Source organism: Streptomyces sp. NPDC038280, from assembly GCF_055600045.1.
The window spans coordinates 1-25,194 of the sequence record NZ_JBVJYZ010000028.1 but is presented as its reverse complement, the minus strand read 5'-3'; the positions used below and the strand labels follow the sequence as shown (position 1 = coordinate 25,194).

Annotated in this window: 23 protein-coding genes; 17 read left to right on the top strand and 6 right to left on the bottom strand. The window is 71.5% G+C overall.

Going from position 1 to position 25,194, the window contains the following annotated elements:
• Window positions 1-60: 60 nt before the first annotated feature.
• On the top strand, window positions 61-1,110 hold the full coding sequence (locus ACZ7J0_RS33200) for a zinc-dependent alcohol dehydrogenase family protein (protein WP_470893703.1): 1,050 nt from the start codon (window positions 61-63) through the stop codon (window positions 1,108-1,110).
• Between the two features lie 9 nt (window positions 1,111-1,119).
• Here ACZ7J0_RS33200 and ACZ7J0_RS33195 read toward each other — a convergent pair whose 3' ends face one another.
• Complete coding sequence (locus ACZ7J0_RS33195; protein WP_470893701.1) at window positions 1,120-1,317, bottom strand: helix-turn-helix transcriptional regulator; 198 nt, start codon at window positions 1,315-1,317, stop codon at window positions 1,120-1,122.
• A gap of 302 nt (window positions 1,318-1,619) precedes the next feature.
• On the opposite strand from ACZ7J0_RS33195, the gene ACZ7J0_RS33190 reads away from it, so the two are divergent.
• Window positions 1,620-2,201 (top strand): TetR/AcrR family transcriptional regulator, encoded by a 582-nt coding sequence (locus ACZ7J0_RS33190; RefSeq protein WP_470893699.1) that lies wholly within the window; start codon window positions 1,620-1,622, stop codon window positions 2,199-2,201.
• Window positions 2,202-2,231: 30 nt separating this feature from the next.
• Here ACZ7J0_RS33190 and ACZ7J0_RS33185 read toward each other — a convergent pair whose 3' ends face one another.
• Complete coding sequence (locus ACZ7J0_RS33185; RefSeq protein WP_470893697.1) at window positions 2,232-3,140, bottom strand: sugar phosphate isomerase/epimerase family protein; 909 nt, start codon at window positions 3,138-3,140, stop codon at window positions 2,232-2,234.
• Between the two features lie 201 nt (window positions 3,141-3,341).
• Here ACZ7J0_RS33185 and iolC point away from each other — a divergent pair, with 201 nt between their 5' ends.
• The 7 genes from iolC to ACZ7J0_RS33150 all read left to right on the top strand — a co-directional run bounded on the left by iolC (window position 3,342) and on the right by ACZ7J0_RS33150 (window position 11,490).
• Window positions 3,342-4,328 carry a 5-dehydro-2-deoxygluconokinase gene (iolC, locus tag ACZ7J0_RS33180; protein WP_470893695.1) on the top strand — a complete coding sequence of 329 codons (987 nt, stop codon included), beginning with the start codon at window positions 3,342-3,344 and terminating at the stop codon, window positions 4,326-4,328.
• Complete coding sequence (locus ACZ7J0_RS33175; protein WP_470893693.1) at window positions 4,319-5,218, top strand: Cgl0159 family (beta/alpha)8-fold protein; 900 nt, start codon at window positions 4,319-4,321, stop codon at window positions 5,216-5,218. The genes iolC and ACZ7J0_RS33175 overlap by 10 nt, the downstream gene beginning before the upstream one ends.
• A 17-nt stretch (window positions 5,219-5,235) precedes the next feature.
• Window positions 5,236-6,042 (top strand): 5-deoxy-glucuronate isomerase, encoded by an 807-nt coding sequence (gene iolB / locus ACZ7J0_RS33170; RefSeq protein ID WP_470893691.1) that lies wholly within the window; start codon window positions 5,236-5,238, stop codon window positions 6,040-6,042.
• Window positions 6,039-7,892 carry a 3D-(3,5/4)-trihydroxycyclohexane-1,2-dione acylhydrolase (decyclizing) gene (gene iolD, locus ACZ7J0_RS33165; protein ID WP_470893689.1) on the top strand — a complete coding sequence of 618 codons (1,854 nt, stop codon included), beginning with the start codon at window positions 6,039-6,041 and terminating at the stop codon, window positions 7,890-7,892. Before iolB ends, iolD begins: the two co-directional genes overlap by 4 nt.
• Before the next feature lie 20 nt (window positions 7,893-7,912).
• The gene (mmsA, locus tag ACZ7J0_RS33160) at window positions 7,913-9,415 is read left to right on the top strand and encodes a CoA-acylating methylmalonate-semialdehyde dehydrogenase (RefSeq protein ID WP_470893687.1); all 1,503 of its coding nucleotides are present in this window, start codon (window positions 7,913-7,915) and stop codon (window positions 9,413-9,415) included.
• A 106-nt stretch (window positions 9,416-9,521) separates the two neighbouring features.
• Window positions 9,522-10,118: a DUF4291 domain-containing protein gene (locus ACZ7J0_RS33155; RefSeq protein ID WP_470893685.1), complete on the top strand. Its 597-nt coding sequence runs from the start codon at window positions 9,522-9,524 to the stop codon at window positions 10,116-10,118.
• Between the two features lie 118 nt (window positions 10,119-10,236).
• The gene (locus ACZ7J0_RS33150; protein ID WP_470893683.1) at window positions 10,237-11,490 is read left to right on the top strand and encodes a hypothetical protein; all 1,254 of its coding nucleotides are present in this window, start codon (window positions 10,237-10,239) and stop codon (window positions 11,488-11,490) included.
• A gap of 12 nt (window positions 11,491-11,502) precedes the next feature.
• Here the strand turns inward: ACZ7J0_RS33150 and ACZ7J0_RS33145 are convergent, their stop codons facing one another.
• Both ACZ7J0_RS33145 and ACZ7J0_RS33140 read right to left on the bottom strand, forming a co-directional pair.
• Entirely contained in the window at window positions 11,503-12,684 is a 1,182-nt protein-coding gene (locus tag ACZ7J0_RS33145) for a S8 family peptidase (protein ID WP_470893681.1), read from the bottom strand.
• A gap of 83 nt (window positions 12,685-12,767) precedes the next feature.
• The gene (locus ACZ7J0_RS33140; protein WP_470893679.1) at window positions 12,768-13,190 is read right to left on the bottom strand and encodes a GNAT family N-acetyltransferase; all 423 of its coding nucleotides are present in this window, start codon (window positions 13,188-13,190) and stop codon (window positions 12,768-12,770) included.
• Window positions 13,191-13,316: 126 nt separating this feature from the next.
• Between ACZ7J0_RS33140 and ACZ7J0_RS33135 the strand changes: the two genes are divergently transcribed.
• The gene (locus tag ACZ7J0_RS33135; RefSeq protein ID WP_470893677.1) at window positions 13,317-15,980 is read left to right on the top strand and encodes an alpha/beta fold hydrolase; all 2,664 of its coding nucleotides are present in this window, start codon (window positions 13,317-13,319) and stop codon (window positions 15,978-15,980) included.
• Window positions 15,977-16,834 (top strand): ABC transporter permease, encoded by an 858-nt coding sequence (locus tag ACZ7J0_RS33130; protein ID WP_470893675.1) that lies wholly within the window; start codon window positions 15,977-15,979, stop codon window positions 16,832-16,834. The genes ACZ7J0_RS33135 and ACZ7J0_RS33130 overlap by 4 nt, the downstream gene beginning before the upstream one ends.
• Window positions 16,835-16,910: 76 nt before the next feature.
• Here the strand turns inward: ACZ7J0_RS33130 and ACZ7J0_RS33125 are convergent, their stop codons facing one another.
• Window positions 16,911-17,678: a helix-turn-helix transcriptional regulator gene (locus ACZ7J0_RS33125; protein WP_470893673.1), complete on the bottom strand. Its 768-nt coding sequence runs from the start codon at window positions 17,676-17,678 to the stop codon at window positions 16,911-16,913.
• A gap of 296 nt (window positions 17,679-17,974) precedes the next feature.
• On the opposite strand from ACZ7J0_RS33125, the gene ACZ7J0_RS33120 reads away from it, so the two are divergent.
• Both ACZ7J0_RS33120 and ACZ7J0_RS33115 read left to right on the top strand, forming a co-directional pair.
• The gene (locus tag ACZ7J0_RS33120; protein ID WP_470893761.1) at window positions 17,975-19,462 is read left to right on the top strand and encodes a vWA domain-containing protein; all 1,488 of its coding nucleotides are present in this window, start codon (window positions 17,975-17,977) and stop codon (window positions 19,460-19,462) included.
• 90 nt (window positions 19,463-19,552) lie between these two features.
• Window positions 19,553-20,014: an anthrone oxygenase family protein gene (locus ACZ7J0_RS33115; RefSeq protein ID WP_470893671.1), complete on the top strand. Its 462-nt coding sequence runs from the start codon at window positions 19,553-19,555 to the stop codon at window positions 20,012-20,014.
• Window positions 20,015-20,101: 87 nt separating this feature from the next.
• Here ACZ7J0_RS33115 and ACZ7J0_RS33110 read toward each other — a convergent pair whose 3' ends face one another.
• Entirely contained in the window at window positions 20,102-21,085 is a 984-nt protein-coding gene (locus tag ACZ7J0_RS33110) for a ScbA/BarX family gamma-butyrolactone biosynthesis protein (RefSeq protein WP_470893670.1), read from the bottom strand.
• 374 nt (window positions 21,086-21,459) lie between these two features.
• Between ACZ7J0_RS33110 and ACZ7J0_RS33105 the strand changes: the two genes are divergently transcribed.
• The 4 genes from ACZ7J0_RS33105 (at window position 21,460) to ACZ7J0_RS33090 (ending at window position 24,972) form a co-directional block, all read left to right on the top strand.
• Window positions 21,460-22,155, top strand: a complete 696-nt coding sequence (locus tag ACZ7J0_RS33105) for an HAD family phosphatase (RefSeq protein WP_470893668.1) — start codon at window positions 21,460-21,462, stop codon at window positions 22,153-22,155.
• Window positions 22,156-22,199: 44 nt separating this feature from the next.
• Window positions 22,200-22,970 carry an SDR family NAD(P)-dependent oxidoreductase gene (locus tag ACZ7J0_RS33100; protein ID WP_470893666.1) on the top strand — a complete coding sequence of 257 codons (771 nt, stop codon included), beginning with the start codon at window positions 22,200-22,202 and terminating at the stop codon, window positions 22,968-22,970.
• Window positions 22,971-23,140: 170 nt separating this feature from the next.
• Complete coding sequence (locus ACZ7J0_RS33095) at window positions 23,141-23,788, top strand: ScbR family autoregulator-binding transcription factor (protein WP_470893664.1); 648 nt, start codon at window positions 23,141-23,143, stop codon at window positions 23,786-23,788.
• A gap of 314 nt (window positions 23,789-24,102) precedes the next feature.
• Entirely contained in the window at window positions 24,103-24,972 is an 870-nt protein-coding gene (locus tag ACZ7J0_RS33090; RefSeq protein WP_470893662.1) for an AfsR/SARP family transcriptional regulator, read from the top strand.
• Window positions 24,973-25,194 lie beyond the last annotated feature (222 nt).

Here is a 25,194-nt window from a genome sequence, read left to right as displayed (position 1 = left end):
ATTCCCCCAGGAGTGGTGCATCCCCTAGATTCAGGTCCAGTCGAGCGAAGGGCCGGGCCGATGAGGGCTGTGGTGTTCGAGGAGTACGGACAGGAGGCACGTGTACGGGACGTGCCCGACCCCGCCCCGTCGCCCCGCGGTGTCGTCGTCCGCGTCGAGGCCACCGGTCTGTGCCGCAGCGACTGGCACGGCTGGATGGGTCATGACCCGGACATCAGCCTTCCGCACGTGCCCGGACACGAACTCGCGGGCGTCGTCGAGGCGGTGGGCGCCGATGTGGCCAACTGGCGGGTCGGCGACCGGGTCACCGTGCCCTTCATATGCGCCTGCGGCAGCTGCCCCTCGTGTGCCGCCGGGGACCAGCAGGTGTGCGAGCGCCAGACCCAGCCAGGGTTCACCCACTGGGGATCCTTCGCCGAGTACGTGGCCCTGGAGCACGCCGACATCAATCTGGTCGCGGTGCCCGACGAGCTGATGTACACGACGGCCGCCGGCCTCGGCTGCCGGTTCGCCACCGCCTTCCGTGCGGTCGTCGCACAGGGCCGGGTGGCGCCCGGCGACTGGGTCGCGGTCCACGGTTGCGGCGGCGTCGGCCTCTCGGCGGTGATGATCGCGGCCGCCTGCGGGGCGCGGGTCGTCGCCGTCGACGTCGCCCCGCGCGCCCTGGAGCTGGCCCGCACCTTCGGTGCGGACCAGTGCATCGACGCCTCCGCCTTGCCCGGTGGCGACACGGCCGCGGCCATCCGCGAACTGACCGGCGGCGGTGTCCATGTGTCCCTCGACGCCCTCGGCTCGTCGGCCACCTGCGCCGCCTCGGTGGCGAGCCTGCGCCGGCGCGGCCGCCACGTCCAGGTCGGGCTGCTGCCCACGGCCGCCGGTGACCCGGTGGTCCCGATGGCCCGGGTGATCGGCCTGGAGCTGGAGATCCTCGGCAGCCACGGCATGGCCGCGCACGCCTACGGGCCGATGATGGAACTGGTCCGCTCGGGCGCCCTGCGCCCCGATCTGCTGGTCACCCAGCAGATCCCGCTGACGGCGGCCCCCGCCGCGCTCGCCGAGATGGGGTCGGCGCCGGGAGCGGGCGTGACGGTGATCCGTCCGCAGAGCTGAGCGGCGGGGTCATTCCCGACGTCCCCGGTTCCCCGGGCGATTGGCCACCCAGGTCCGGATCGTATCCGCGTACCAGTAGGGCTTTCCCGCTTCCACGTGGTCGGGGGGCGGCAGTAGTCCGTGCTTCCGGTAGGAGCGGACAGTGTCGGGCTGAACCCGGATGTGCGCCGCAATGTCCTTGTACGACCAGAGCCTTCTGTCCGGCATGTGTGACACCTCCCTGCGCGCGTCGCAGCGGCGGCCGGAGTGCCGTTCGGGGGAGCTGTGACGCGGACGCTGGTGATCGCTGGCGATCCCCTGAGCCTGTGCCCACCTGAACGACAACTGGTGACCGAGAGAGAGGGGTTGTGAACCGGCTGTGACGGAACACCCGCGTAACGGAGATATGCGTGACAGCAAAGGGACTGATGTGACGGAAGCGGCACACCGGACCGGTGTGCTCGCGGCCGGAGAGTCGCGGCCGTGGTCGTAACCTAGGAGGTCTAGTTTCGCTCTGCCGGAGGTGGCGCATGGCCCGCATCGGACTCACGGCGGCGCGGGTGACCGAGGCCGCCGCCGACCTCGCGGACGACATCGGCTTCGACCGGGTCACCGTGTCCGCGCTGGCCCGTGGCTTCGGCGTCAAGGACGCGAGCCTCTACTCCCACGTCAGGAACCTCGCCGACCTCCGCACCCGGGTCGCCCTTCTCGCCACCGGCGAACTGGCCGACCGGATCTCCGCCGCGGTGGCCGGCCGGGCCGGGAAGGAGGCCATGATCGCCTTCGCCCACGCCTACCGCGACTACGCCCTGGAGCACCCCGGCCGGTACGCGGCGACCCAGATCCCTCTCGACCCGGCCGTCGTGGCGGACTCCCCGGCGTGCCGGCGCAGCATCGAACTCACCTATGGGATGCTCCGCGGCTACGACCTCGCCGAGCCCGATCTCACCGACGCGGGACGGCTGTTGCGCTCCACCTTCCACGGCTATGTCCACCTGGAGGCAGGGGGCGGCTTCGGTCATCCGAGGGACGTACGGGCCTCCTGGGAGCGGGCCCTGGAGGCACTGCACCTCGCCCTCGCGCAGTGGCCGCGCTCGGCCACCGACGCCTGACGCGCCGCGGGGTTCTGCCGCCCCGTCCGCCTAGGCCCCGCAGGAGCGCAGGAAACGGCGGGTGCGGGCCGCGATCGGGAACGGCTTGTCCGGCGGGCACGGGTACATGTCCTGTTCCACGATCGCGAACAGGTCGGCGTCCAGCGCCCCCGCCGCCGCCAGGACCGGCTCCAGCGCGGGCACGCCGGCAGGCGGCTCGCACATCACCCCCCGCGCCACGGCCGGTCCGAACGGCGTGCCCCGCGCGACGACATCGGCCAGGACCTCCGGGTCGACCTGCTTGAGGTGGAGGTAGCCGACGCGCTCCCCGTACGTCTCGATCAGCTTGACGCTGTCGCCGCCGCAGTACGCGTAGTGCCCGGTGTCCAGGCAGAGCGAGACCAGGTCCGGGTCGGTGGCGTCCAGGAAGCGGGTGACGTTCTCCTCGCTGTCGATGTGCGTGTCCGCATGCGGATGGACGACGATCCGCAGCCCGTACCGCTCGCGCACCTCTCGGCCGAGCCGCTCGGTCAGAGTGGTGAGATCACGCCATTGCGCGGGGGTGAGGGTGCTGTCCTCCAGGACCTCACCCGTCTTGTCGTCGCGCCAGAAGGACGGGATGACGACCAGATGCCCCGCGCCCATCGCCTGGGCCAGGGCCGCGTTGTCGGCCACGTGCGCCCAGGTCTTCTCCCAGACGTCCGGCCCGTGGTGCAGCCCGGTGAAGACCGTGCCCGCCGACACCTTCAGACCGCGTCGCGTGGTCTCCTCGGTGAGCCGGACCGGATCGGTGGGCAGATAGCCGTACGGGCCGAGTTCGATCCACTCGTATCCGGCGCGGGCCACTTCGTCGAGGAAGCGGACCCAGGGGACTTGGCGGGGATCGTCGGGGAACCACACGCCCCACGAGTCGGGGGCGGAGCCGATCCGGATGCGGGACAAGGGGGACGGCGAGGTCATGGGCGTCAGCTTTCCGGCCGCCGTCAAGAGGTGTCAAGGTATTCGTCCGAATGTAAGGACAAAATGTTGACAGGGTCGCGCGGGGCCTACTAGACCTGGGGTGGTCGGCCCCGCGCCGCCGATGCGCGAGGCCGACCCCGCGCGAAGCCGCCGGCGCGACGAGGTCCACCGACGAGGTCATCGCTTGCGAAGGGATGCCGGATGGAGACCGATCCGTACGACCTGATCACCATGGGGCGGATCGGGGTGGACCTCTACCCCCTCCGGATCGGGGTCCGGCTGGCCGAGGTGGACACGTTCGGCAAGTTCCTCGGCGGCTCGCCGTCGAACGTCGCCGTCGCCGCCGCCCGCCTCGGACGCCGTACCGCCCTGATCACCCGCACCGGCGCCGACCCCTTCGGCGACTATCTCCACCAGGAGCTGCGGGCGTTCGGCGTGGACGACCGGTGGGTGACCCCCGTCGAGGCGTACCCGACCCCGCTCACCTTCTGCGAGATCTTCCCGCCCGACGACTTCCCGCTGTACTTCTACCGGCATCCCAAGGCCCCGGACCTGGAGATCCACACCCATGAGCTGGACCTCGGTGCGATCGCCTCGGCCCGGATCTTCTGGATGACCGGCACCGGACTGAGCGCGGAGCCGAGCCGAACCGCGACTCTCGACGCCCTCGCCGCCCGCTCGGCGGCCCGTGGCGGACCCGCCGCGTTCACCGTCTTCGACCTGGACTGGCGGCCGAACCTCTGGGCCGCCGCCGGGGAAGGGCCCGAGGCGGCCGGCCGCCACTACCGCGAGGCACTGCGCCACGCCACCGTCGCCGTCGGAAACGTCGACGAGTGCGAGATCGCCACCGGTGAGCGCGACCCGTACGCCGCCGCCCGCGCCCTGCTCGACGCCGGGGTCGCCCTCGCCGTCGTCAAACAGGGCCCCAAGGGCGTCCTCGGTCTGACGGCCGACGGCCGCAGCGCGGACGTACCGCCCATCCCCGTCGAGGTCGTCAACGGGCTCGGCGCCGGAGACGCGTTCGGTGGAGCCCTCTGCCACGGACTCCTCGCGGGCTGGGACCTGGAGCGGACCCTTCAGTACGCCAACGCCGCCGGCGCCGTCGTCGCGTCCAGGGTCGCCTGCTCCTCGGCGATGCCCTTCCCCGCAGAGGTCGAGGCCGCGCTCGAGGGAGGCGTATGGCCGTGAACGCGGTGACCGCCGTCGACCTCGCCCATCTCGTCGCCGTGCGGACCCGGCACCCCGAAGCCGTCGCCGAGGCCGCCGCCCGGCGCCGCAGGCGCCCCCTCATCGGGGACAGCGGCCGACTGATGATCATCGCCGCCGACCACCCCGCCCGCGGGGCCCTCGCCGTCGGCAACCGCCCCTACGCCATGGCCAACCGCCTCGACCTGCTGAGCCGGCTCTGCCTGGCCCTCTCGCGCCCCGGCGTCGACGGCGTCCTCGCCTCCGCCGACATCCTGGACGACCTGCTCCTGCTCGGCGCCCTGGACGACAAGGTCGCCATGGGATCCATGAACCGCGGCGGGCTCGCCGGCGCCCGCTTCGAACTGGACGACCGCTTCACCGGCCACCGCCCCCAGGACCTTCACCGACTCGGCTTCGACGCCGGCAAGCTGCTGCTGCGCCTCGACTACGACGACCCGGGCTCCCTCGACACCCTCCAGGCCACCGCCCGCGCCATCGACGAGATGGCCGCGCTGCGGCTGCCCGTCTTCGTGGAGCCCTTCCGCTGCCACCGCGACTCGGAAGGACGGCTCCACACCGACCTGTCCGCCGAGGCGGTCACCACCTCCCTGGCCGTCGCCTCCGGCCTCGCCGGGACCTCCGCGTACACCTGGCTCAAGGTCCCCGTCACCGAGAATCCCGACGACATGGACCAGGTGATGGCAGCCTCGACCCTGCCCGCCGTGCTCCTCGGCGGCGACATAGGGCCCGACCCGGACACGGCGTACGAGAAGTGGCGAGGGGCCCTGCGACTGCCCACCGTGCAGGGGCTGGTCGTCGGACGCTCGCTGCTCTATCCGGCCGACGGCGACGTGGCCGGCGCGGTCGACATCGCCGTCGGACTGCTCTGAAGGGGTAGGGAGGGACCATGAACGACCTGCATCTCCCGGCCGGCCGTGCCGCCCACGGGCCGTACGCCGTCCACATCGATCCCAAAAGGGCCGGCTGGAGCTACTCCGCGCTCCGCGTGCTCGACCTCGGGCCGGGTGACACCCACCTCCTGGCCGCAGGAGACAGTGAATGGATCGTGCTTCCGCTGACCGGCGGCTGTACGGTTCAAGTGGACGGAGAATCCTTTGAACTGCTGGGGCGGGCAAGCGTGTTCAGCGGAGTCGGTGACTTCGCCTATGTGCCGCGCGACGCCCACGCACAGATCGCCTCCGGCGCAGGAGGCCGCTTCGCCCTGGCAGGAGCGAAGTGCGAGCGACGACTCCCCGCTCGCTACGGCCCCGCGCCGGAGGTTCCCGTCGAGGCGCGCGGCACCGGGGTCCAGGGCCGCGAAGTGCGCAACTTCGCCGCCGCCGGGGTCTTCGACTGCGACCGGCTGATCGCCGTCGAAGTGATCACCCCGGGGGGCCACTGGTCGTCCTACCCGCCCCACAAACACGACGAGCACGTGCCCGGCCAGGAGGCCGCACTCGAGGAGATCTACTACTTCGAGATCGACGGGGGCGGCGCCGGCTACCAGCGGGTGTCCCCGTCGAGGCCCGGCGGCGCCGATCTCCTCGCCGAGGTCCGGGGCGGCGACGCCGTCCTCGTCCCCGACGGCTGGCACGGACCCTCCATCGCCGAACCCGGCCATGACATGTACTACCTCAATGTGATGGCCGGCCCCGGAGCCGAACGGGAGTGGCGGATCCGCTTCCACCCCGACCACACGGAGGGCTACCGATGAGGCTGACCGTCGCACAGGCGCTGGTGCGGTTCCTGTCCCGCCAGTACACCGAACGGGACGGTGCCCGGCAGCGGTTGATCGGTGCCACCTGGGGGATCTTCGGCCATGGGAACGTCGCCGGGGTCGGCCAGGCCCTCCTCGAGTACGCCGACGACATGCCCTACTTCCAGGGCCGCAACGAACAGGCCATGGTGCACGCGGCCGTCGGTCACGCCCGCCAGGCGGGCCGGCTCTCCGCCCACGCCGTCACCACCTCCATCGGGCCCGGCGCCACCAACCTGGTCACCGGCGCGGCCCTCGCCACCATCAACCATCTGCCCGTGCTGCTGCTCCCCGGCGACACCTTCGCGACCCGCCCCGCGGACCCGGTGCTCCAGCAGCTGGAGGTGCCCTGGGCGGGGGACGTCTCCGTCAACGACTGTCTGCGGCCGGTCTCCCGGTACTTCGACCGGATCACCCGCCCCGAGGCCCTGATCCCGGCCGCGCTCGCCGCGATGCGGGTCCTGTCCGACCCGGCGCAGACCGGGGCCGTGACCCTGGCGCTGCCACAGGACGTGCAGGCGGAGGCGTACGACTGGCCGGAGGACTTCCTCGCCGAGCGGGTGTGGCGGGTCCGCCGCCCCCGGCCGGACACACGGGAACTCGCCGACGCGGTACGGGCGGTCCGGCAGTCCCGCCGCCCGCTGATCGTGGCCGGCGGCGGGGTCCACCACAGCCGCGCCGAGGCGGCGCTGGGAGCGCTCGCCGAGCGGACCCACCTTCCCGTCGCCTCCACTCAGGCGGGCAAGGGGTCGCTGCCGTACGACCATCCCTGCGACGTCGGCGGCATCGGCCACACGGGGACGGGCGTCGCCGACGAGCTCGCCGCCGGCGCCGACCTGGTCATCGGGATCGGCACCCGGTTCACCGACTTCACCACCGCCTCGGGGACGCTCTTCGCCCATCCGGACGTCCGGTTCGTCAACCTCAACATCACCGGCTTCGACGCTCACAAGCAAGGTGCGCTGCCGTTGGTCGCGGACGCGCGCGAGGGCATCGACGCGCTGACAGAGGCCCTCGACGGATATCGCACCGAGCTGTCGTGGGCCGGTGCCAAGGCCGCGTGGGAGGCGCGGGTGGACGCCGCCTACGCCGCCCCGGAAGCGGGCGCGCGCCCCACCCAGCCGCAGGTCCTCGGGGTACTCGACACTCTGGTCACCGAAGCCGACATTGTGATCAACGCGGCCGGCTCGCTCCCCGGCGACCTCCACAAGCTGTGGCGGACCCGGTCCGTGGACCAGTACCACGTCGAATACGGGTACTCCTGCATGGGCTACGAGATCCCGGCCGCCATCGGGGTCGCGCTCGCCGCGCCGGGCCGCCCGGTCTGGGCGCTCGTCGGGGACGGTACATACTTGATGAATCCCACCGAAATCGTGACAGCGGTGCAGGAGAACATCCCTCTCAAGGTGGTGATCCTCCAGAACCACGGGTACGCCTCCATCGGAGGCCTCTCCGAGGCGGTCGGCGCCGAGCGGTTCGGCACCGCCTACCGGCGAAGGGCCCCCGACGGCGGCTTCACGGGCGATCCGCTGCCCGTGGACCTCGCCGCCAACGCGGCGTCCCTCGGTATGCGGGTGCTGCGTGCCCACACCATCAGTGACCTGCGAGAAGCCCTCGCCGACGCGCGGGCGGCGACCGTCCCCACATGTGTCTACGTCGAGACCGAAACGGCAGACACAGTGTCGGGCGCGCCCCCCGCCCAGGCGTGGTGGGATGTGCCCGTGGCCGAGATCGCGACCCGCCCGTCGGCGGTCAAGGCCCGGGAGGAGTACGACCGGCAAGTCGTAGCCCGACGCCGCCACCTGTAGGTAGAAGGAGTACGTACGTCATGACGAAGAGCGTCAACCACTGGATCGGTGGCAAGTCCGTCGAGGGCACGTCGGGCAACTGGGGCCCGGTCACCGACCCGGCCACCGGTGCCGTCACCACGCGCGTCGCCCTGGCCTCGGCCGAGGAGGTCGACGCCGCCGTCGCCTCCGCCAAGGCCGCGTACGAGACCTGGGGCACGTCCTCGCTCGCACAGCGCACCGGCATCCTCTTCAGGTACCGCGCCCTGCTCGACGCGCACCGCGACGAGATCGCCGCGCTGATCACCGCCGAGCACGGCAAGGTCCACTCGGACGCGCTGGGCGAGGTCGCCCGCGGTCTGGAGATCGTCGAGCTGGCCTGCGGGATCACCACGCAGCTCAAGGGCGAGCTGTCGACCCAGGTCTCCAACCGGGTCGACGTGTCGGCGATCCGGCAGTCGCTGGGCGTCGTCGCGGGCATCACCCCGTTCAACTTCCCGGCGATGGTGCCGATGTGGATGTTCCCGCTGGCCATCGCCTGCGGCAACACGTTCGTGCTGAAGCCCAGCGAGAAGGACCCCTCGGCCGCGAACCTCCTCGCCGAGCTGGCGTCCGAGGCGGGGCTGCCCGACGGCGTACTGAACGTGCTGCACGGTGACAAGGTCGCGGTCGACGCGCTGCTCGCGCACCCCGATGTCGCGGCCGTCTCCTTCGTCGGCTCCACGCCGATCGCCCGCCACATCCACGCCACCGCCTCGGCCAACGGCAAGCGGGTCCAGGCGCTCGGCGGAGCCAAGAACCACATGCTCGTCCTCCCGGACGCGGACCTGGACGCGGCGGCCGACGCGGCGGTCTCGGCGGCGTACGGCTCCGCGGGCGAGCGCTGCATGGCGATCTCGGCGGTCGTCGCGGTCGGCTCGATCGCCGACGAGCTCGTCGAGAAGATCCGCGAGCGCGCCGAGAAGATCAAGATCGGCCCCGGCAACGACCCGACGTCCGAGATGGGCCCGCTGATCACCGCGGTCCACCGCGACAAGGTCGCCTCCTACGTCACGGGCGCGGCGGCCGAGGGCTGCGAAGTCGTCCTCGACGGCACCGGCTACACGGTGGACGGCTTCGAGGACGGCCACTGGATCGGCCTCTCCCTGCTGGACCGCGTCCCCACCTCGGCGAAGGCGTACCAGGACGAGATCTTCGGCCCGGTCCTGTGCGTGCTGCGCGCCGAGACGTACGAGGAGGGCGTCGCCCTCATCAACGCCTCGCCGTTCGGCAACGGCACCGCCATCTTCACCCGCGACGGCGGCGCGGCCCGCCGCTTCCAGCTGGAGATCCAGGCGGGCATGGTCGGCGTGAACGTCCCGATCCCGGTGCCGGTGGGCTACCACTCCTTCGGTGGCTGGAAGGACTCGCTCTTCGGCGACCACCACATCTACGGCAACGACGGCATCCACTTCTACACCCGCGGCAAGGTCGTCACCACCCGCTGGCCGGACCCCTCGGACGCCCCGGCCGGCGTGGACCTGGGCTTCCCGCGCAACCACTGAACCGTCCCCCGACGACTCGCCGGCCCGCCCGGGTCCCTCAATCCGGGCGGGCCGGCGGCCGTTTAACCAGTGGCCCCCGCGGGTGTCGCCCGCGCAGGGTAGGGGGATGAGTGAGCGTCCCCGGCAGGAGATCCGGGCCCTGTGCAGCGAGTCCACCGTCACCGTCTACCAGGCGTACGACCCCGCGATCGGGCTGCCCGCCGTACGGGAGGGGCGGTTTCCCGGGGCGTGGAAGCGGGAGCGGATGACCTGGGTCAAGCCGTCGTTCCTGTGGATGATGTATCGCTGCGGCTGGGGGACGAAGGAGGGGCAGCAGACCGTCCTCGCCGTCGAGATCCTCCGGGAGGGGTTCGACTGGGCGCTGCGGCATGCCTGCCTGTCGCACTACGTCCCGGGCGTGCACGCCGATCAGGCCGACTGGAAGCGGCAGTTGAGGCAGGCGCCCGCTCGGGTGCAGTGGGACCCCGAGCGTGATCTGCGGCTCAACGCACTGCCGTACCGCTCCCTGCAGCTGGGGCTGGCGGGGGAGGCGGCGCGGCGGTACGCGGATGAGTGGACGGTCTCGATCAGCGACGTGACGCCGCTCGCGCAGGAGATCCACGGCCTGGTGCGGTCCGGCGACCTGGAGGCAGCCGCGAAGCTCCTGCCCGAGGAGCGCCCCTACCCCGCGGGTGAGGAACTGCTCGGGCATCTGCTCGGCTGAGGGGGGCGCCGGCGCCGGCTCGAACCGGTGCCTTTGCCGCTGCAACTAGGCTAATGTCATGACCAGTTGACCATGAATCGGGGGGGCGATTTCTGTGCGAGCGGTGTACCGGCCTGTCGTGGGGCTGATGATTGCGGCCGTCGTGTGCGGGCTCGGAGGGTGCTCCGACGGGGCGCCCGGGGTGGGCGGCAAGGGCCCGGCGGGAGCCGGGACGGCCGGGCCCGAGGCGAAGGCGTTCGACCCGCCGCTCGCGTTCGGGAAGGGCGTGAAGCCGGCCCGTGAGGAGCAGGCCAAGTCGCGTGACGTCGGTCTGCGGGGACTGCGCGCCTACGTGCTGACGGAGCGGGCCCTGGAGGCGTACGACACCCGGACCGGCCGGAAGCTCTGGTCGACCGCCCCGGACATGAAGAACCTGTACACCGGCTCCGACGAGCGCCTGGAGAGTTCCAGCAGCGTCCCTCTGGTCTTCGTGTCGCAGGGTGACCGTACGGAGGCGCTCTTCGCGTTCACCAACTTCACCGAAGGCAGCGGCACGAGTGCCGGCCGGATGGATGCCTATGTGCGTGCCGTGGACGCGGACAGCGGCAAGGTGACCTGGACGACCCGGCTGCCGGTGCCTGCCGGAACGCACGTCGGTGACATACCGCCGGTCGTGGTCGGGGCGGAGAACGGGACCGCGATCGTGGCCGCCCGTACGAGCCCCGACGGCTCGGGTGAATCCGGCGACAGTGCCGTCACCTACGGCATATCCCTGGATACGCACCAAGTGGCCTGGAAGCAGCCTGGCTTCGCGGCCGCCGCTGTGGACAGCGGGGTCATCGCCGGGGTGCAGGTCCGTGACCTGACGACGGTGGGGCAGAAGGGCACCTGGCACGCCGAGAATGAGGACCTCGCTCTCACCGGCCGGTCGGTCGCCGACGGCGCTGTCCGCTGGAAGCAGGGGGGTGTCTCGTCGCTCCAGGTCAATCGCCTGGGAGGTGGCCTGTTCGCCTCGGAGGCCGCGGTGCACGACATCCGCACGGGCAAGGTCGTGCCCGGGATGATGACGGGCGGAGGCTACAGCTCCTTCCTGACCTGTTCCTACGACCAGCAGTCGGTGGTCGTGTGCGTCGGTGACAAGGAAGTGCGGGCGATGGACACGACCAGCCGCAAGGTGCTGTGGACGATCTCCGAGGACGATCACTCGCGCGAGATGCCGACGGTCCAGACCGCCTGGCACGGCGCCGTCTACGCACACGCCGGTCCCGCCTACGTCGTTCTCGACGCCAGGACGGGCAAGGACCGCCGAACGTTCGACGGTCCTCACCTGTATCTGGTCAACGAGTACGCCGGAATGGACCTGGACACGGTCGTTCACCCGGCGACCGGCTGAAGCGGGTCCGCCCTAGAACAGCGAGTGGAGCAGGCGGTTCGGGGAGCCGGTGCGCGGGTCCTGGACCTTGTTGGGGGTCGCGTTGTTCACCAGCGCGTCGCGGACCTGGGCCGGGGAAGCCGTCGGGTGCGCCGCCAGGTAGAGGGCCGCGGCGCCGACCGTGTGCGGGGTCGCCATCGACGTGCCCGAGATGGTGTTCGTCGCGGAGTCGTTGTCCTTCCACGCCGAGGTGATGTTCACGCCCGGTGCGAAAAGGTCGAGGCAGGTGCCGTAGTTGGAGAACGAGGCACGCTTGTCCGCGCTGTCCGTCGCGCCGACGGTGATCGCCTCGGGGACGCGGGCCGGCGAGTAGTTGCACGCGTTGGCCGGCAGGCCCAGGATCGGAAGGCCGTTGCCCGCGGCGACGGCGTAGGTGACGCCCGAGGCGATCGAGCGCTTCACCGCGTTGTCCAGTGAGGTGTTCGCGCTGCCGCCGAGGCTCATGTTGGCGACCGCCGGCTTGACCGCGTTGGCGGTCACCCAGTCGATGCCGGCGATGACCCCGGCCGTCGTACCGGAGCCGTCGCAGTCCAGCACGCGGACCGCCACCAGCTTCACGCCCTTGGCGACGCCGTACTTCGCGCCGCCGACCGTGCCCGCGACATGGGTGCCGTGGCCCTGGCAGTCCTGCCCGTTCTGGCCACCGCCGACCGTGTCCGTGCCGACCACCGCGCGGCCGCCGAACTCGCTGTGCGAGGTCCGGATTCCGGTGTCGATGATGTACGCGTTCACGTTGGAGGCGGTCGTGTTGTAGGTGTACGTCGTCGACAGCGGCAGACCGCGCTGGTCGATCCGGTCGATGCCCCAGGTGGCGTTCGTCTGCGTGGCGTTGAGGCGCACGATCGCGTTCTGTTCCACGTACGCGACCCGGGGGTCGGACGCGAGCGTGGCCGCCCTCGCCTGCGACATCGTGGCGGAGAAGCCCTTCAGGGCGGTGCGGTACTCGTGCTTCGGCGTGACGCCCAGGTCGGCGGCGCGCGTCGAGCCGTCCTTGAGGACGACGATCCAGCTGTTTCGCAGGGCGGTGGAGGCGGGAGCGAGACGAAGGTCGCCGAGCGACGCGCTCTGCGCCGTGGGGGAGACGGCGACCTGCAGACCGGCCGCAAGGCCGATGACGGATATCAGCGTGCCGATGCGGCGGGACGGGGCTCTCATCTCGGGGCACCTGACCTTTCGTTGTCCGGACGGCCCCACAGCGTCTCGGCTGGTCATGTACCGCACAAGAGTGTGCCTCGGCCTCACCCGGCTTCGTCGCCGAACCCCCACGTGAGCATGGCGAATTCTCCATCGTCGTGGGCGCCGGCGGACCGGTAGGTCGCCAGAGCAGGATCGTTGTCGGTGTCCACACCGACCCACATGTCGTAGCAGCCGCGCTCCCGGGCGACGGCGGCCAGCGCCTCGGTGAGCGCCCGCCCGATGCCCCGGTGCCGGTACGCCTCGTCCACCGACAGCTCGTACAGACACATCTCCACCCCCTTGTCCGGGTGGAGCATCTCGATCCCGGAGACCATGCCCACCGGCGCCCCCTCCACATGGGCGATCAGCATCAGATGCCCTGGTGCCGCCAGGAACCGCTCCGCCCACTCCGGCCGGGCCGGACCGTCGTACAGATGCTGGGCGGCGACGAGCTCGGCGACCGTCGTCGCACGGCGGATCTCCATGAAGTGCCCTCCAGGTGTGTACCGCGTCTGGTGTACGCGGACCGTACTGCGTACGACTGGAGGAGGCTTCCGAGTTCCGCCTGACGGCAGCCGAGCCCGAGCGGGCGTCCGCTTAGGGTTTGAGACATGCGAATCCGACTGTCCCGGCGATGGCCGGCCCTCGCCGCGGCCGTGGCGCTGCTCGCGGGCGCCGGTACCTGGACCGCCGTCGCCTCGGACGGTGCGCCGGCCGTGCACCGCGAGGACCAGGTCATGGAGATGCCGGGGGCGAGGATCGACACCTCGTACTTCACCTCAGGCACCGGCCGCCGCCCCGCCGTCCTCGTCGGACACGGTTTCGGCGGCAGCAAGGACGACGTCACGGCCCAGGCGGAGAAGCTGGCCCGGGACGGATACGCGGTGCTGACCTGGTCGGCGCGCGGCTTCGGCGCCTCCACCGGACAGATCGGCCTCAACGACCCGGCCCGCGAGGTCAAGGACGTCCAGCGGCTGATCGACTGGCTGGCGAAGCGGCCCGAGGTGCGGCTCGACGGCGACGGCGATCCGCGGGTCGGCGTCACCGGCTCGTCGTACGGCGGCGCGATCTCGCTCCTCGCCGCCGGGTACGACACCCGCGTCGACGCGATCGCGCCCCAGATCGCCTACTGGAACCTGGCCGACGCGCTGTTCCCCGACGGGGTCTTCAAGAAGCTCTGGGCCGGCATCTTCTTCTCCACCGGTACGACCTCCGGCGGCGCGGGCGGCATGGGCCGTGCCACCGGACCCCAGGGCGCCTGCGGCCGCTTCTCGCCCGAGCTGTGCGCGATGTACGAGCGCGTCGCCGTCTCCGGGATCCCGGACGCAGAGGCCCGCACCCTGCTGGAGGCCCGCAGCCCGTCGGCCGTCGGCGGTCGGATCAAGGTGCCCGCGCTCATCGTGCAGGGCCAGTCCGACTCGCTCTTCCCGCTCTCCCACGCCGACGCCATGGCCAAGGCGATCAGCGCCAACGGCGCGCCCGTCGCCGTCGACTGGATCGCCGGCGGCCACGACGGCGGAGACCGGGAGACCGGCCGGGTCGAGTCCCGCATCGGCGCCTGGTTCGACCGCCACCTCAAGGACGACAAGGGCGCCGCCACCGGGCCCGGCTTCCGGGTCAGCCGCACCGGCGGCGTCGACTCCACCGATGGCCAGGCCCAGCTGCGCGGCGCCACCGCCGACCGCTACCCCGGTCTGTCGTCCACGGCCTCGGCATTTCCCCTCACCGGCCCCCGCACCCAGACCTTCCGCAACCCGGCGGGCGCGACCCCGCCCGCCGTCTCCGCCGTGCCCGGCCTCGGCGGTGGGCTCTCCCAGCTCTCCTCGATCGGCGTCGGCGGCCTCTCCCTCGACTTCCCCGGCCAGCACGCCCGTTTCGACTCCGCCCCGCTGACGGGATCCGTACGGATCACCGGCTCACCGACCGTCCGCGTGAAGGTCGCCTCCAACAGTGGCGGCGCCGTCCTCTTCGGAAAGCTGTACGACGTCGGGCCCGACGGGAACCGGCAGGTACTGCCCGCGCAGCTCGTCGCCCCCGTCCGCGTCGAGGACGCGAAGCAGGGCAGCAGCCTCCGGCTCACGCTGCCCGCCATCGACCACGAGGTCGAGGCCGGGCACCGGCTGCGTCTGGTGCTCGCCGCGACCGACCTCGGCTACGCGTCACCGGCCGCCCCGGCCACGTACACCGTCACCCTCGAGAGCGGCCTGGCCGTGCCGACCGCCCCCGGGGTGACGACACAGGCGGCCGGATGGCCGTGGTGGGTCTGGGGGCTGCCGGCATCGGCCGCCCTGATCGCGGCCCTGCTGCTGATCACCGCACGGCGCGGGGGCGCGGCCCCCGCGCCGGATCCCGAACTGGCCCATGTGCCGCTCCGGATCAGCGGACTCACCAAGCGCTACGCCAAGGCCGGCGACCGCTATGCCGTACGGGATCTGTCCTTCCGGGTCGAACAGGGGCAGGTCCTCGGGCTGCTCGGACCCAACGGCGCCGGAAAGACGACGACGCTGCGCATGCTGATGGGCCTGATCACCCCCGACGGCGGAGAGATCCGGGTCTTCGGCCACGCCATCCGGCCGGGCGCCCCCGTGCTCTCCCGCGTCGGCGCGTTCGTCGAGGGCGCCGGTTTCCTGCCGCATCTGTCCGGCCGGGACAACCTCGAGCTGTACTGGAAGGCCACCGGCCGCCCCGCCGAGGACGCGCACCTCGACGAGGCGCTGGAGATCGCCGGCCTCGGCGACGCGCTCGCCCGCGCCGTGCGCACCTATTCGCAGGGCATGCGGCAGCGGCTGGCCATCGCGCAGGCCATGCTCGGCCTGCCGGATCTCCTGATCCTCGACGAGCCGACCAATGGGCTCGACCCGCCACAGATCCGCGAGATGCGGGACGTGATGATCCGGTACGCGGCCGGGGGCCGGACCGTCATCGTCTCCAGCCACCTTCTCTCGGAGGTCGAGCAGTCCTGTACGCATCTGGTGGTCATGGACCGGGGCCGGCTGGTGCAGGCCGGTCCGGTCGCCGAGATCACCGGCGCGGGCGACACGCTTCTGGTGACGCTCGGGGACAGGGTCTCCGACCCGCTGGTCGAGAAGATCGGGCAGCTGCCCGGTATCGGCTCGGCGGTCCGCACGGACGGTGGGCTGCTGGTCCGTCTCGACGGCGCCACCCCGACCGCTCTCATCAGCGAACTGATCCGGCTCGACGTCCCGTTGACCGGCGTCGGGCCACACCGTCGCCTGGAGGACGCGTTCCTCACCCTGATCGGAGGCTCCGCATGAGTGTGGCGACCGAGGCCGCGCCGGGCTACCGCGCCCGGCACACCCTGCCGCTGCGCGTCGAGGCCGTACGGCAGCTGAAACGGCGCCGGACGCTCGTCATGGGCGGAATCCTCGCCGCCCTGCCGTTCGTGCTGATCATCGCCTTCGCGATCGGCGGCACACCGGACGGGCGGGACAACGGCCGGATCACGCTGATGGACACCGCGACCGCGTCCGGCGCGAACTTCGCCGCCGTGTGTCTCTTCGTCTCGGCGGGCTTCCTGCTGGTGGTGCCGGTGGCGCTGTTCTGCGGAGACACCGTCGCCTCGGAGGCCAGTTGGTCCTCGCTGCGCTATCTGCTCGCCGCGCCCGTGCCGCGTGCCCGGCTGCTCTGGTCGAAGCTGGCCGTGGGGCTCGGGCTCAGCGCGGCGGCGATGGTCCTGCTGCCGCTGGTGGCATTGGCGGTCGGCTCGGTGGCGTACGGATGGGGGCCGCTGAGGCTGCCCACCGGCGGGTCGCTGGCGACCGCCGACACCGTCCCGCGCCTGGCGCTCGCGGTCGTCTTCATCTTCGTGTCCCAACTGGTCACCGCCGGACTGGCCTTCTGGCTGTCGACGAGGACGGACGCGCCGCTGGGCGCGGTCGGCGGCGCGGTGGGGCTGACGATCATCGGCAACGTCCTGGACGCGGTGACCGCGCTGGGCTCCTGGCGGGACTTCCTGCCCGCGCACTGGCAGTTCGCCTGGGCCGACGCGCTGCAGCCGCAGCTGGAGTGGGGCGGGATGGTGAAGGGCGCGGCGGTCTCGGTGACGTACGCCCTGGTGCTCTTCGCCCTGGCGTTCCGGGGGTTCGCCCGCAAGGACATCGTGTCCTAGGGAGTGCCCGGAAAGTCTTGCCTGGCGTGCGACGCCCTGTCCGCAGGGGCGGGCCTCTCCACGGATGCGCCCCACGTCAGACCCACCCCCGGCGCGCCGCCTCCGCTCCGGCCCGGAAGCGGCTGGTCGTGCCCAGAGCGGCGAAGAGCTCGCCCACCCGGCGGCTGTAGGTCCGGCCGGACATGCCGAGGCGGGCCGCCGCCGTCTCGTCGGTGAGCCCGGCCAGCAGCGCGTCCAGGACCGGGCGCAGGCGGGCGGGCAGTACGTCCGGCGGCCGGGGAATCGACGTCAGCTCCTCGCCCGCGTCCCAGCAGGCGTGGTGGGCGCGGACGAGAGCCTGCACGACGACGGGGTCGCGGATCAACAGCAGCCCGTTGTAGAGCAGTTCGAGATCGAGGGGGACGGCCGCGACCGTGCGGTCGACGACGATCATCTTGAAGGGGATCGTCTCCGCCAGCCGGGCCCGGCCGCGGGGCCAGGCGCCGCCCGCGACATGGGGCAGCGCACGACGGGGCACGATCCGCCGGACGGCCCCGGCCCGCTCGGCCGCCGCGCGCACACAGGCGCCGGCCAGCTCGAGGAACGGCTCCGGGATGGCGCGGCCCGCGCAGCCGGAGGGGTCGTCGAAGGTGAGCAGTTCATGGCGCGCGGAGGCGGCGAGCCCGGCCAGGGCGGCGCTCACCTGTCTCGGCCCGCGCACCGGCCGTCCGGGCGGGCGCCTCACCTCCGGCGCCGCCTCGCCGTCCGCGCCGTACCCCACGTCGACGCCGTCCACAGCGCGCGATGTCTCCAGGAGACTCGCGGTGTCCGACCAACCGAGCACACAGCCCACGACATCCGCCACGACCGACCACCCCCGTCAATCCGCTCGTGCCACTCCATGTACTCACGCGACTGCACACGGTGACAAGACCCAGGCCAAGGGGTGGCGAGTCCCAGCCATCCGCCCTCGGCGGGTCCTTCGGCTGTGCCCAACGCGCGGTGGCCGTTGCCGCATTGAGATCCATCCGCAACTCCTTCGCATGCACTTTCCGGCCGCCGCGGACGTCACATTCACAAGTGCCGACATGGAGGGGGACCACAGTGAGGCGTCGTTCGAGGACATACCGGGCCGGTACCGCCGTACTCCTGGCCGCCGGAATGCTGTTGACCGGATGCGCGGCCAACGGCAGCGCCGACCGGACGGCGAGCGAGGGCCGCGGCCGGGCCCCGGTCGCACCGGCGCCCGGACCGCGCGACGGCGGCGCGCCGGGAGAGAGCGTGCGGGAGGGAGAGGGGAAGGGCGAGGGCGAGCAGAAGGGCCGGAGCCCGCAGGCGGCGCCCGACTACGTCTCGACGTTCGCCCTGGACGTGGACACCGCGTCCTACGGCTACGCCCGCCGCACCCTCGCCGACGGAAGGCTGCCGTCTCCGGAGACCGTACGGCCCGAGGAGTTCGTCAACAGCTTCCGCCAGGACTATCCGCGCCCCGAGGGTGACGGGTTCACCGTGACCGTGGACGGCGCCCGTACGAAGGCCGAGAACTGGTCGCTCGTACGGGTCGGGCTGGCGACCAGGCCCTCGGACCGGCGGGGGAAGCGTCCGCCCGCCGTGCTCACCTTCGTCGTCGACATCTCCGGGTCGATGGACGAGCCCGGGCGGCTCGACCTGGTCAAGGAGTCGCTGGGGGTGCTCACCGACCAGCTGCGGGACGACGACTCGATCGCCCTGGTGACCTTCAGCGACGAGGCCGAGACCCGGCTGAGGACGACCCGGGTCGGCGGCAACCGCGACCGGATCCACCGGGTCGTCGACGAGCTGGAGACCACGTCGTCGACCAATGTGGAGGCGGGCGTGCGCACCGGCTACGACGTGGCCGTCGAGGGGCGCCGCGCGGGCGCGACGAACCGGGTCGTCCTGCTCTCCGACGCGCTCGCCAACACCGGTGAGACCGAGGCCGACGGGATCCTCGAGCGGGTCGACGGCGCGCGCCGGGAGTTCGGCATCACGCTCTTCGGGGTCGGTGTCGGCAGCGAGTACGGCGACGCGCTCATGGAGCGGCTCGCCGACAAGGGCGACGGGCACACCACTTATGTCTCCACCCCCGCGCAGGCCCGCAAGGTCTTCGTCGACCAGCTGCCCGCGCATCTCGAACTGCGGGCCCGTGACGCCAAGGCGCAGGTGGCCTTCGACCGGGGGACGGTGGAGCAGTTCCGGCTGATCGGGTACGAGAACCGGGAGGTCGCCGACGAGGACTTCCGCGACGACCGGGTGGACGGCGGCGAGGTCGGTCCCGGCCACAGTGTGACGGCGCTGTACGCGGTGAAGACGCGGCCCGGCCGGAGCGGGCGTCTGGCGACGGCCACCGTCCGCTGGCTCGACCCGGCGACCCGCGCCCCGCACGAGCGCGCCGGGGTCCTGGAGACGCCGGCCCTCGCCGCCGGCCTGTGGGACAGGGGTCACGACAGCCTCCAGCTCGCCGCGATCGCCGCCTACTTCGCGGACACCCTGCGCGGGGGCACGCTTCCGGGCGCCCCGGGTCTGTCCGAACTGGCCGAGCGTTCCGGCGCGCTGGCGAGCCGTACGGAATCGAAGGTGATCCGCGAGCTGACCGATTCCATCCGGCAGGCCCAGCGGCTCAAGTCCTAGCGCGTTCACGGGCGATGGGGCGCGGGGGGCGGGCGGCCGAGGAGCGAAACGGGGCTGCGCCCGCCGCCCGGCCGGGTGATGATGTGCGCCATGGCCACACTTCTGCTCGCCCTCGCCGTCGGCTCCACAGGGCTCTACGCCGGGTTCATGCTCATCTTCCTGACGGGGATCATGCCCGCGCTCGCCCGGCTGACCGACCAGGAGTTCGTGACCGTCATGCGGCGGATCAACGAGTACGTGCCGCGACCGGTGTTCCTGACGGTGTTCCTGGGCATCGTGGTGTTCCCGGCAGTGGCGCTTGCCGTGCCCGTCGAGGGGCGGTCGGACACGCAGTTCTGGCTGATCGTGGCCGGCCTGGCGGGCGTGGTGCTCAACCATCTGGTGACCATCGGCGGGAACGTTCCGCTGAACACCGCGCTGGCCGGCTCGGAGGGCGAGGACCCGGCGGCGGTCCGGACGGCGTTCGAGGAGCGCTGGAACCGTCTCCACGCCGTACGCACGCTGCTGGTCACCGCCGCGTTCGGACTGCTGATCGCCGCCTCGCTGACGTAGCTCCTTCACGCAGGCAGGCAGGGCGGTCAGGACAGGGCGGGCGGCCAGGCGGGCAGTCAGGAAGGCCCGTCCGCCTGCCGGTGTCGGTCAGAAGCCCTCGAGCGCGGTCGGGATTTCCGTGACGCCGATGATCGAGGTGAAGAGGATCTCGCCGTCCTGACGCCCGGTGACCAGGACGAGCCCGCCCCGCTCACCCGGGCAGACGGCCGGCTCGGTCTCGATCCAGACCGGGCTGCCGAACTCGGCGTACCGGTGGAAGGTGCTGTCCATGGCGACGGGCAGGACCGCGCGGCCCTCGGGGGCCAGGGTGTGGACCGCCTGCCGGGCCGCCTCCAGCAGGACCATGCCGGGGATGTGGTCGCCGGGGTGGTCGAAGAGCACCGGATGGCGGGTGTCCACGCGCAGCTGCCAGCGGTGCGGCCCCTCGGCCGGGGCGAGGACCACGTCGAAGCCGTGGTGGCGGCCGACGGTGCGGGGCGGCACGGGCGTGCCGGGGCGCTGCGGGGCGGCGGCGGCCACGGCGGCGAGCTGCGGGGCGCGCAGCCGGCGGTACACCTCGGGGCCGGTGCAGGTGTAGCGAGCGTTGCCGGTCGCCCAGGTCAGGCCGCCGGAGCTGAGGACCACTTCGTAGCGCAGTCCCGTCAGTTGCCGGCCGCGCCGCTTGATGTCGGTGCAGGTGACGTCGAGGCGGAGGTCCGCGGGTGCGCAGCCGATGCGGACGAGGTCCGGTTCGACGCCGTAGTTGAGCTCCCACATCAGGAACTGGTGGCCGAGCGGGACGTCGAAGCCCGCGTGGGCCAGCAGCGCGCCGACCTGACGAATCGTTTCCGCCGCCATGAGCGGGTCGTAGTGCGTGCCGCCCACGGGAGTGAAGAAGCTGTGTGCCCGCGGCCATTGGGCGGTCAGCGTGAAGTGCTCCTCGTCCAGGCGGGACCAGTCGGCCGTCAGGAACACCTCCGCCACGGCTGCCCGGTGGACGTACTCCCGCGGGGCCGTCGTCGTGAGACGGCCGATACCCAGCGGTGCCGCATGCGTCGTCGCGAGGTCGGCGTGAGCGGTCGTCTGCAGCATGAGGTCCTCAAGTAGCGGGCGTGCGGGGAGAAAAGGGGCGGGACTCGCGGAAGATACGAACTTTCGGGTCGGTTTTGCAAGGGATCCAGGCCAGAAGTTCCACGGTCTGTCAGGTTGTACTGCACGGAGTGCTGTCGGGAACAGACTGCGAGGCGTGACCGACCAGCCAACGCCGGTGCGCGAAACGGTAGATGTCCGGTGCGTGAGACCCCGGGGTTCACCCGGCAGGCGGCTTCGGGTATCTTCCAGCTGCCGGAAAATCTGTACCGCCAGGTTTGTTTCGCGGGTGCCCGAGACGCCGGTTTGGGCGCATACGCCACGCTGAGGTGGTTCCGGCCCGATACGTTCGGCCTCGGCTGCCTCTTGGAGATTCCGTGGAACCCCTGCGTCAAATACGCCTCGCCGCCGTGAACATCGACGGCGTCCTGCTGAACGACACCTTCAGCCCGGTCATCCATCACTTCATCACCAGCCGCGGTGGCCACTACGACGCCGACGTCGAGCGGGAGATCTTCTCCCAGACCCAGCTCACCGCCGCCAAGGCCCTCGGCGCCGCCGCCGGCATCGACCTCGCCCCGCAGGACGTCCTCACCGCCTACTTCGAGGAGCGCGCCGCCCATCTCGTCGAGCACCCGCTGCGCGTGCTCGACGGCGCGACCGAGCTGCTGATGCGGCTGCGCGGCCTCGGACTGCGCACGGTCTGCTACGGCGGCCTCGACAAGAGCCACTTCGACCGCTACCTGCGGGACCAGGCCGGGCTCTTCGACGGCCCCGGCTATGTGTGCACCAATGACTTCCGGCCCGGGCTGCACGAGATCACCGCCGAGATCTTCGGTCTCGACTACGACCAGGTCGTCTTCATCGACGACGTCGCCAGGGTCGGCGAGGCCGCGATGGAGCTCGGCATCGCCTTCATCGGGCACCCCAGCGACTTCGCCCATGGCTTCCAGGGCGAGCTGATGCGCGGCGCGGGCGTACGACACGTGGTCGGATCGCTCGACGAGATCGACGAGCCGCTGCTGCGCACGGTCGACGCCGAGGCCGCCGCCGGCCGCAACTGGAACGGCTGAGCCGCCGTGACCCCCACCCATCTGCCGAGGGAGACAACCGTCCCATGACTGCCGACCACCGCCTGCTGACCGACAAGGTCGCCCTCATCACCGGCGCCAGCAGTGGAATCGGAGCGGCGGCCGCCCGCGTCTTCGGCCGCGAGGGCGCCACCGTGGTGCTGGCCGCCCGCCGCGAGGAGAGGCTGAAGGCCGTCGTGGCCGAGCTGCGCGAGCAGGGCGTCACCGCCGAGTACGTCGTGACCGACATCACCCGCCCCGAGGACACCGCGGCCGCCGTGGCCCACGCGGTGGAGCGCTTCGGGCGCCTCGACGTGGCCTTCAACAACGCCGGCTGGGGCGTCGGGCGCGAGCCGCTGCACACCATGGACCACGAGCTCTACGACCGGATCATGGACGTCAACGTCCGCGGTGTCTGGAACTGCCTGCGGGACGAGGTCACCGCCATGCTGGCGACCGGCGGCGGCGCGATCGTCAACAACAGCAGCGTCGGCGGACTCCTCGCGACCCCTGTCGCCGCGCCCTATGTGGCCGCCAAGCACGCGGTCGTGGGGCTGACCAAGGCGGCCGCCGCCGAGTACGCGGCGCAGGGCATCCGGGTCAACTCGGTGGCGCCCGGCACCACCCGTACCGAGGTCGTGGCCGAGTGGTTCGCCGCCGTGCCCGGAGTCGAGGCGGCACTGCACGCGGCGACCCCGCAGCCGCGCACCGCGGAGCCCGAGGAGATCGCCGAGGCGGCGGCCTGGCTGCTCAGTGAGCGCGCGTCCTTCGTCACCGGTGTCATCATGCCGGTGGACGGCGGTTTCACCATGGTGTGAGGCGGGCGGTGACCGGCGGCAACGGCCGCGGGAAGCCCTGCGTACGACATCTTGTGTCCTCTGCACGTATCCGTCCATACTTGCTGTTTTCGACTGTGAAGTGCGAGTGAGCACGGAGCGAGCGCGAGGGCCCCGCCGGTCATCGGGCTATGAGAGGGACGTGACCCCCAATGGCGAAGCAGGATCGCGCGATTCGAACGCGCCAGGCGATCTTGGAAGCGGCCGCCACCGTCTTCGACGAGCGCGGTTACGAGGCCGCCAAGCTCACCGACATCCTGCAGCTGGCCCAGGTCACCAAGGGTGCGCTCTACTTCCACTTCGACTCGAAGGAGGACCTGGCGCACGCGGTGATCGACGCCCAGGTCCAGGCCGTTCCCCTTCCCATGCCCCAGGTCTCCAAGATGCAGGAGTTCGTGGACATCGGCATGGTCTTCGCCCACCGGCTGACCCATGACGGGCTGCTGCGGGGCAGCGTGCGGCTCACCCTCGACCAGGGCGGCCACGAACTCAACCGCAGCGGCCCGTACCGCGAGTGGACCGAACTGAACCTCCAGGTGCTCAACGAGGCCAAGGAGCGCGGCGAGTTGCTGCCGCACGCCGACACCGCCGAGGTGGCGCCGCTCGTCGTGGGCGCGTACGCGGGCCTCAACCTCATGTCCCAGGCGCTGGGCAACCGCGCGGACATGGACCGCTGGGCCTCGGCGCTCTACCGCCATCTGACGCCCAGCATCACCGTGCCGGCCGTCCTCGCGATGCTCGACATGGAGCCCGGTCGCGGTGCCCGGGCGCTTCGGGCGGCCGACGCGACGTCGAGCTAGGCACCTCTGGCCCAGACCCGGGCTCAAAAAACATACCCAGCTCCTTGTTTTTTGAGGTTGCCACAGACTCTTCACCCGCCGTACGCCCCGATTTGACATTCCAAAGCGTACCTGTGAGTCCAGATTTCGGATGCACCGGTGTGCTTGATCGGATGCGTTGACGCTCTCCTGATGGATTTAAATCAAGGCAAAACCGGTCATTCCCCTACGCAGTTCGGTGCTACGAATCCATACCCTGGGGTTTCTTATTGACATGCCTCAGGGTCTGCTTTTCTAATCGACGAGGGCCGAGCCGCACAGACTGAGGGGGCAGAGTGGACGTCCGGATCCTGGGAGGACTGTCGGTGCACGAGAACGGGGTCTCGATCACACCAACGGCAGCCGCTCCGCGGCAGGTTCTGGCGCTCTTGGCGGCCAAGGCCGACCAGGTCGTGCCGGCGGCCGTACTGATCGAGGAACTGTGGCCGTCCGGACCGCCGCGCACCGCACGGCTCGAACTCCAGTCGCACATCATGGACGTACGGGCGCTGATCACCACCGCGCTGCGCAACACCGAGCCGCCGGACCCCGCCTCGACCTGGCTGGAGCGCCGCACCGCCGACGCGGTGCTCGTCTCCCTGCCCGGCGGCTACCGCCTCGACACCGGCGGAGGCTCCATCGACGCGTGGCAGTTCGAGCGGGCCACCGGCGCCGGATACCGGGCCATGGAAGCGGGCGACTTACAGCGCGCGGCGCGCAGGCTCGGTGAGGGCCTCGCCCTCTGGCACGGCGAGGCGTTCGCCGGCGTGGCCGTCGGTCCGCATCTACGCGGAGAGATCGAACGCCTCGAGAAGTCCCGGCTGAGCGCCCTCGACCAGTGGGTCGAGGCACAACTGCGGCTCGGCCGGCACTCCGAGATGATCCCGGAGCTGTCCGAACTCGTTGCCCAATACCGCACCAACGAGCCCCTGCACGGCCAGTTCATGGTGGCGTTGCTGCGCTGCGGCCGTCAGACCGAGGCCCTGGAGGTCTACCAGCGGCTGCGCAACGGCCTCAAGCGGGAGTCCGGTGGCGAGCCCTCGGCGCGGCTGCGCAGGCTCCAGCGGTCCATCCTCACGGTCGGCGACGTGGCACGGGCGTCCCGGCCCGTGGCGCCGCGGCGCACCGCCGCGGGCTCCCTGATGCCGGCCGGCTCGTTCGTCTGAGCCCACCGAAGTGATCCGGGAAGACAACCAAAAAAAGGGGGCGGGGCAGGACCTGTTGGTCCTGCCCCGCCCCCTTGTTCCCCCCGAGGCGGATCAGGCGTTCTTGAGACCGGCCTTAAGCGCCGTGGCGATTTCTACGGCGCGGCGGGTCTGGAATTCGATGGCGGCGAGGTTTTCGTCGGCGACGGTGGTGGCCTGGTTGGAGGACACGCTGGAGGTGCC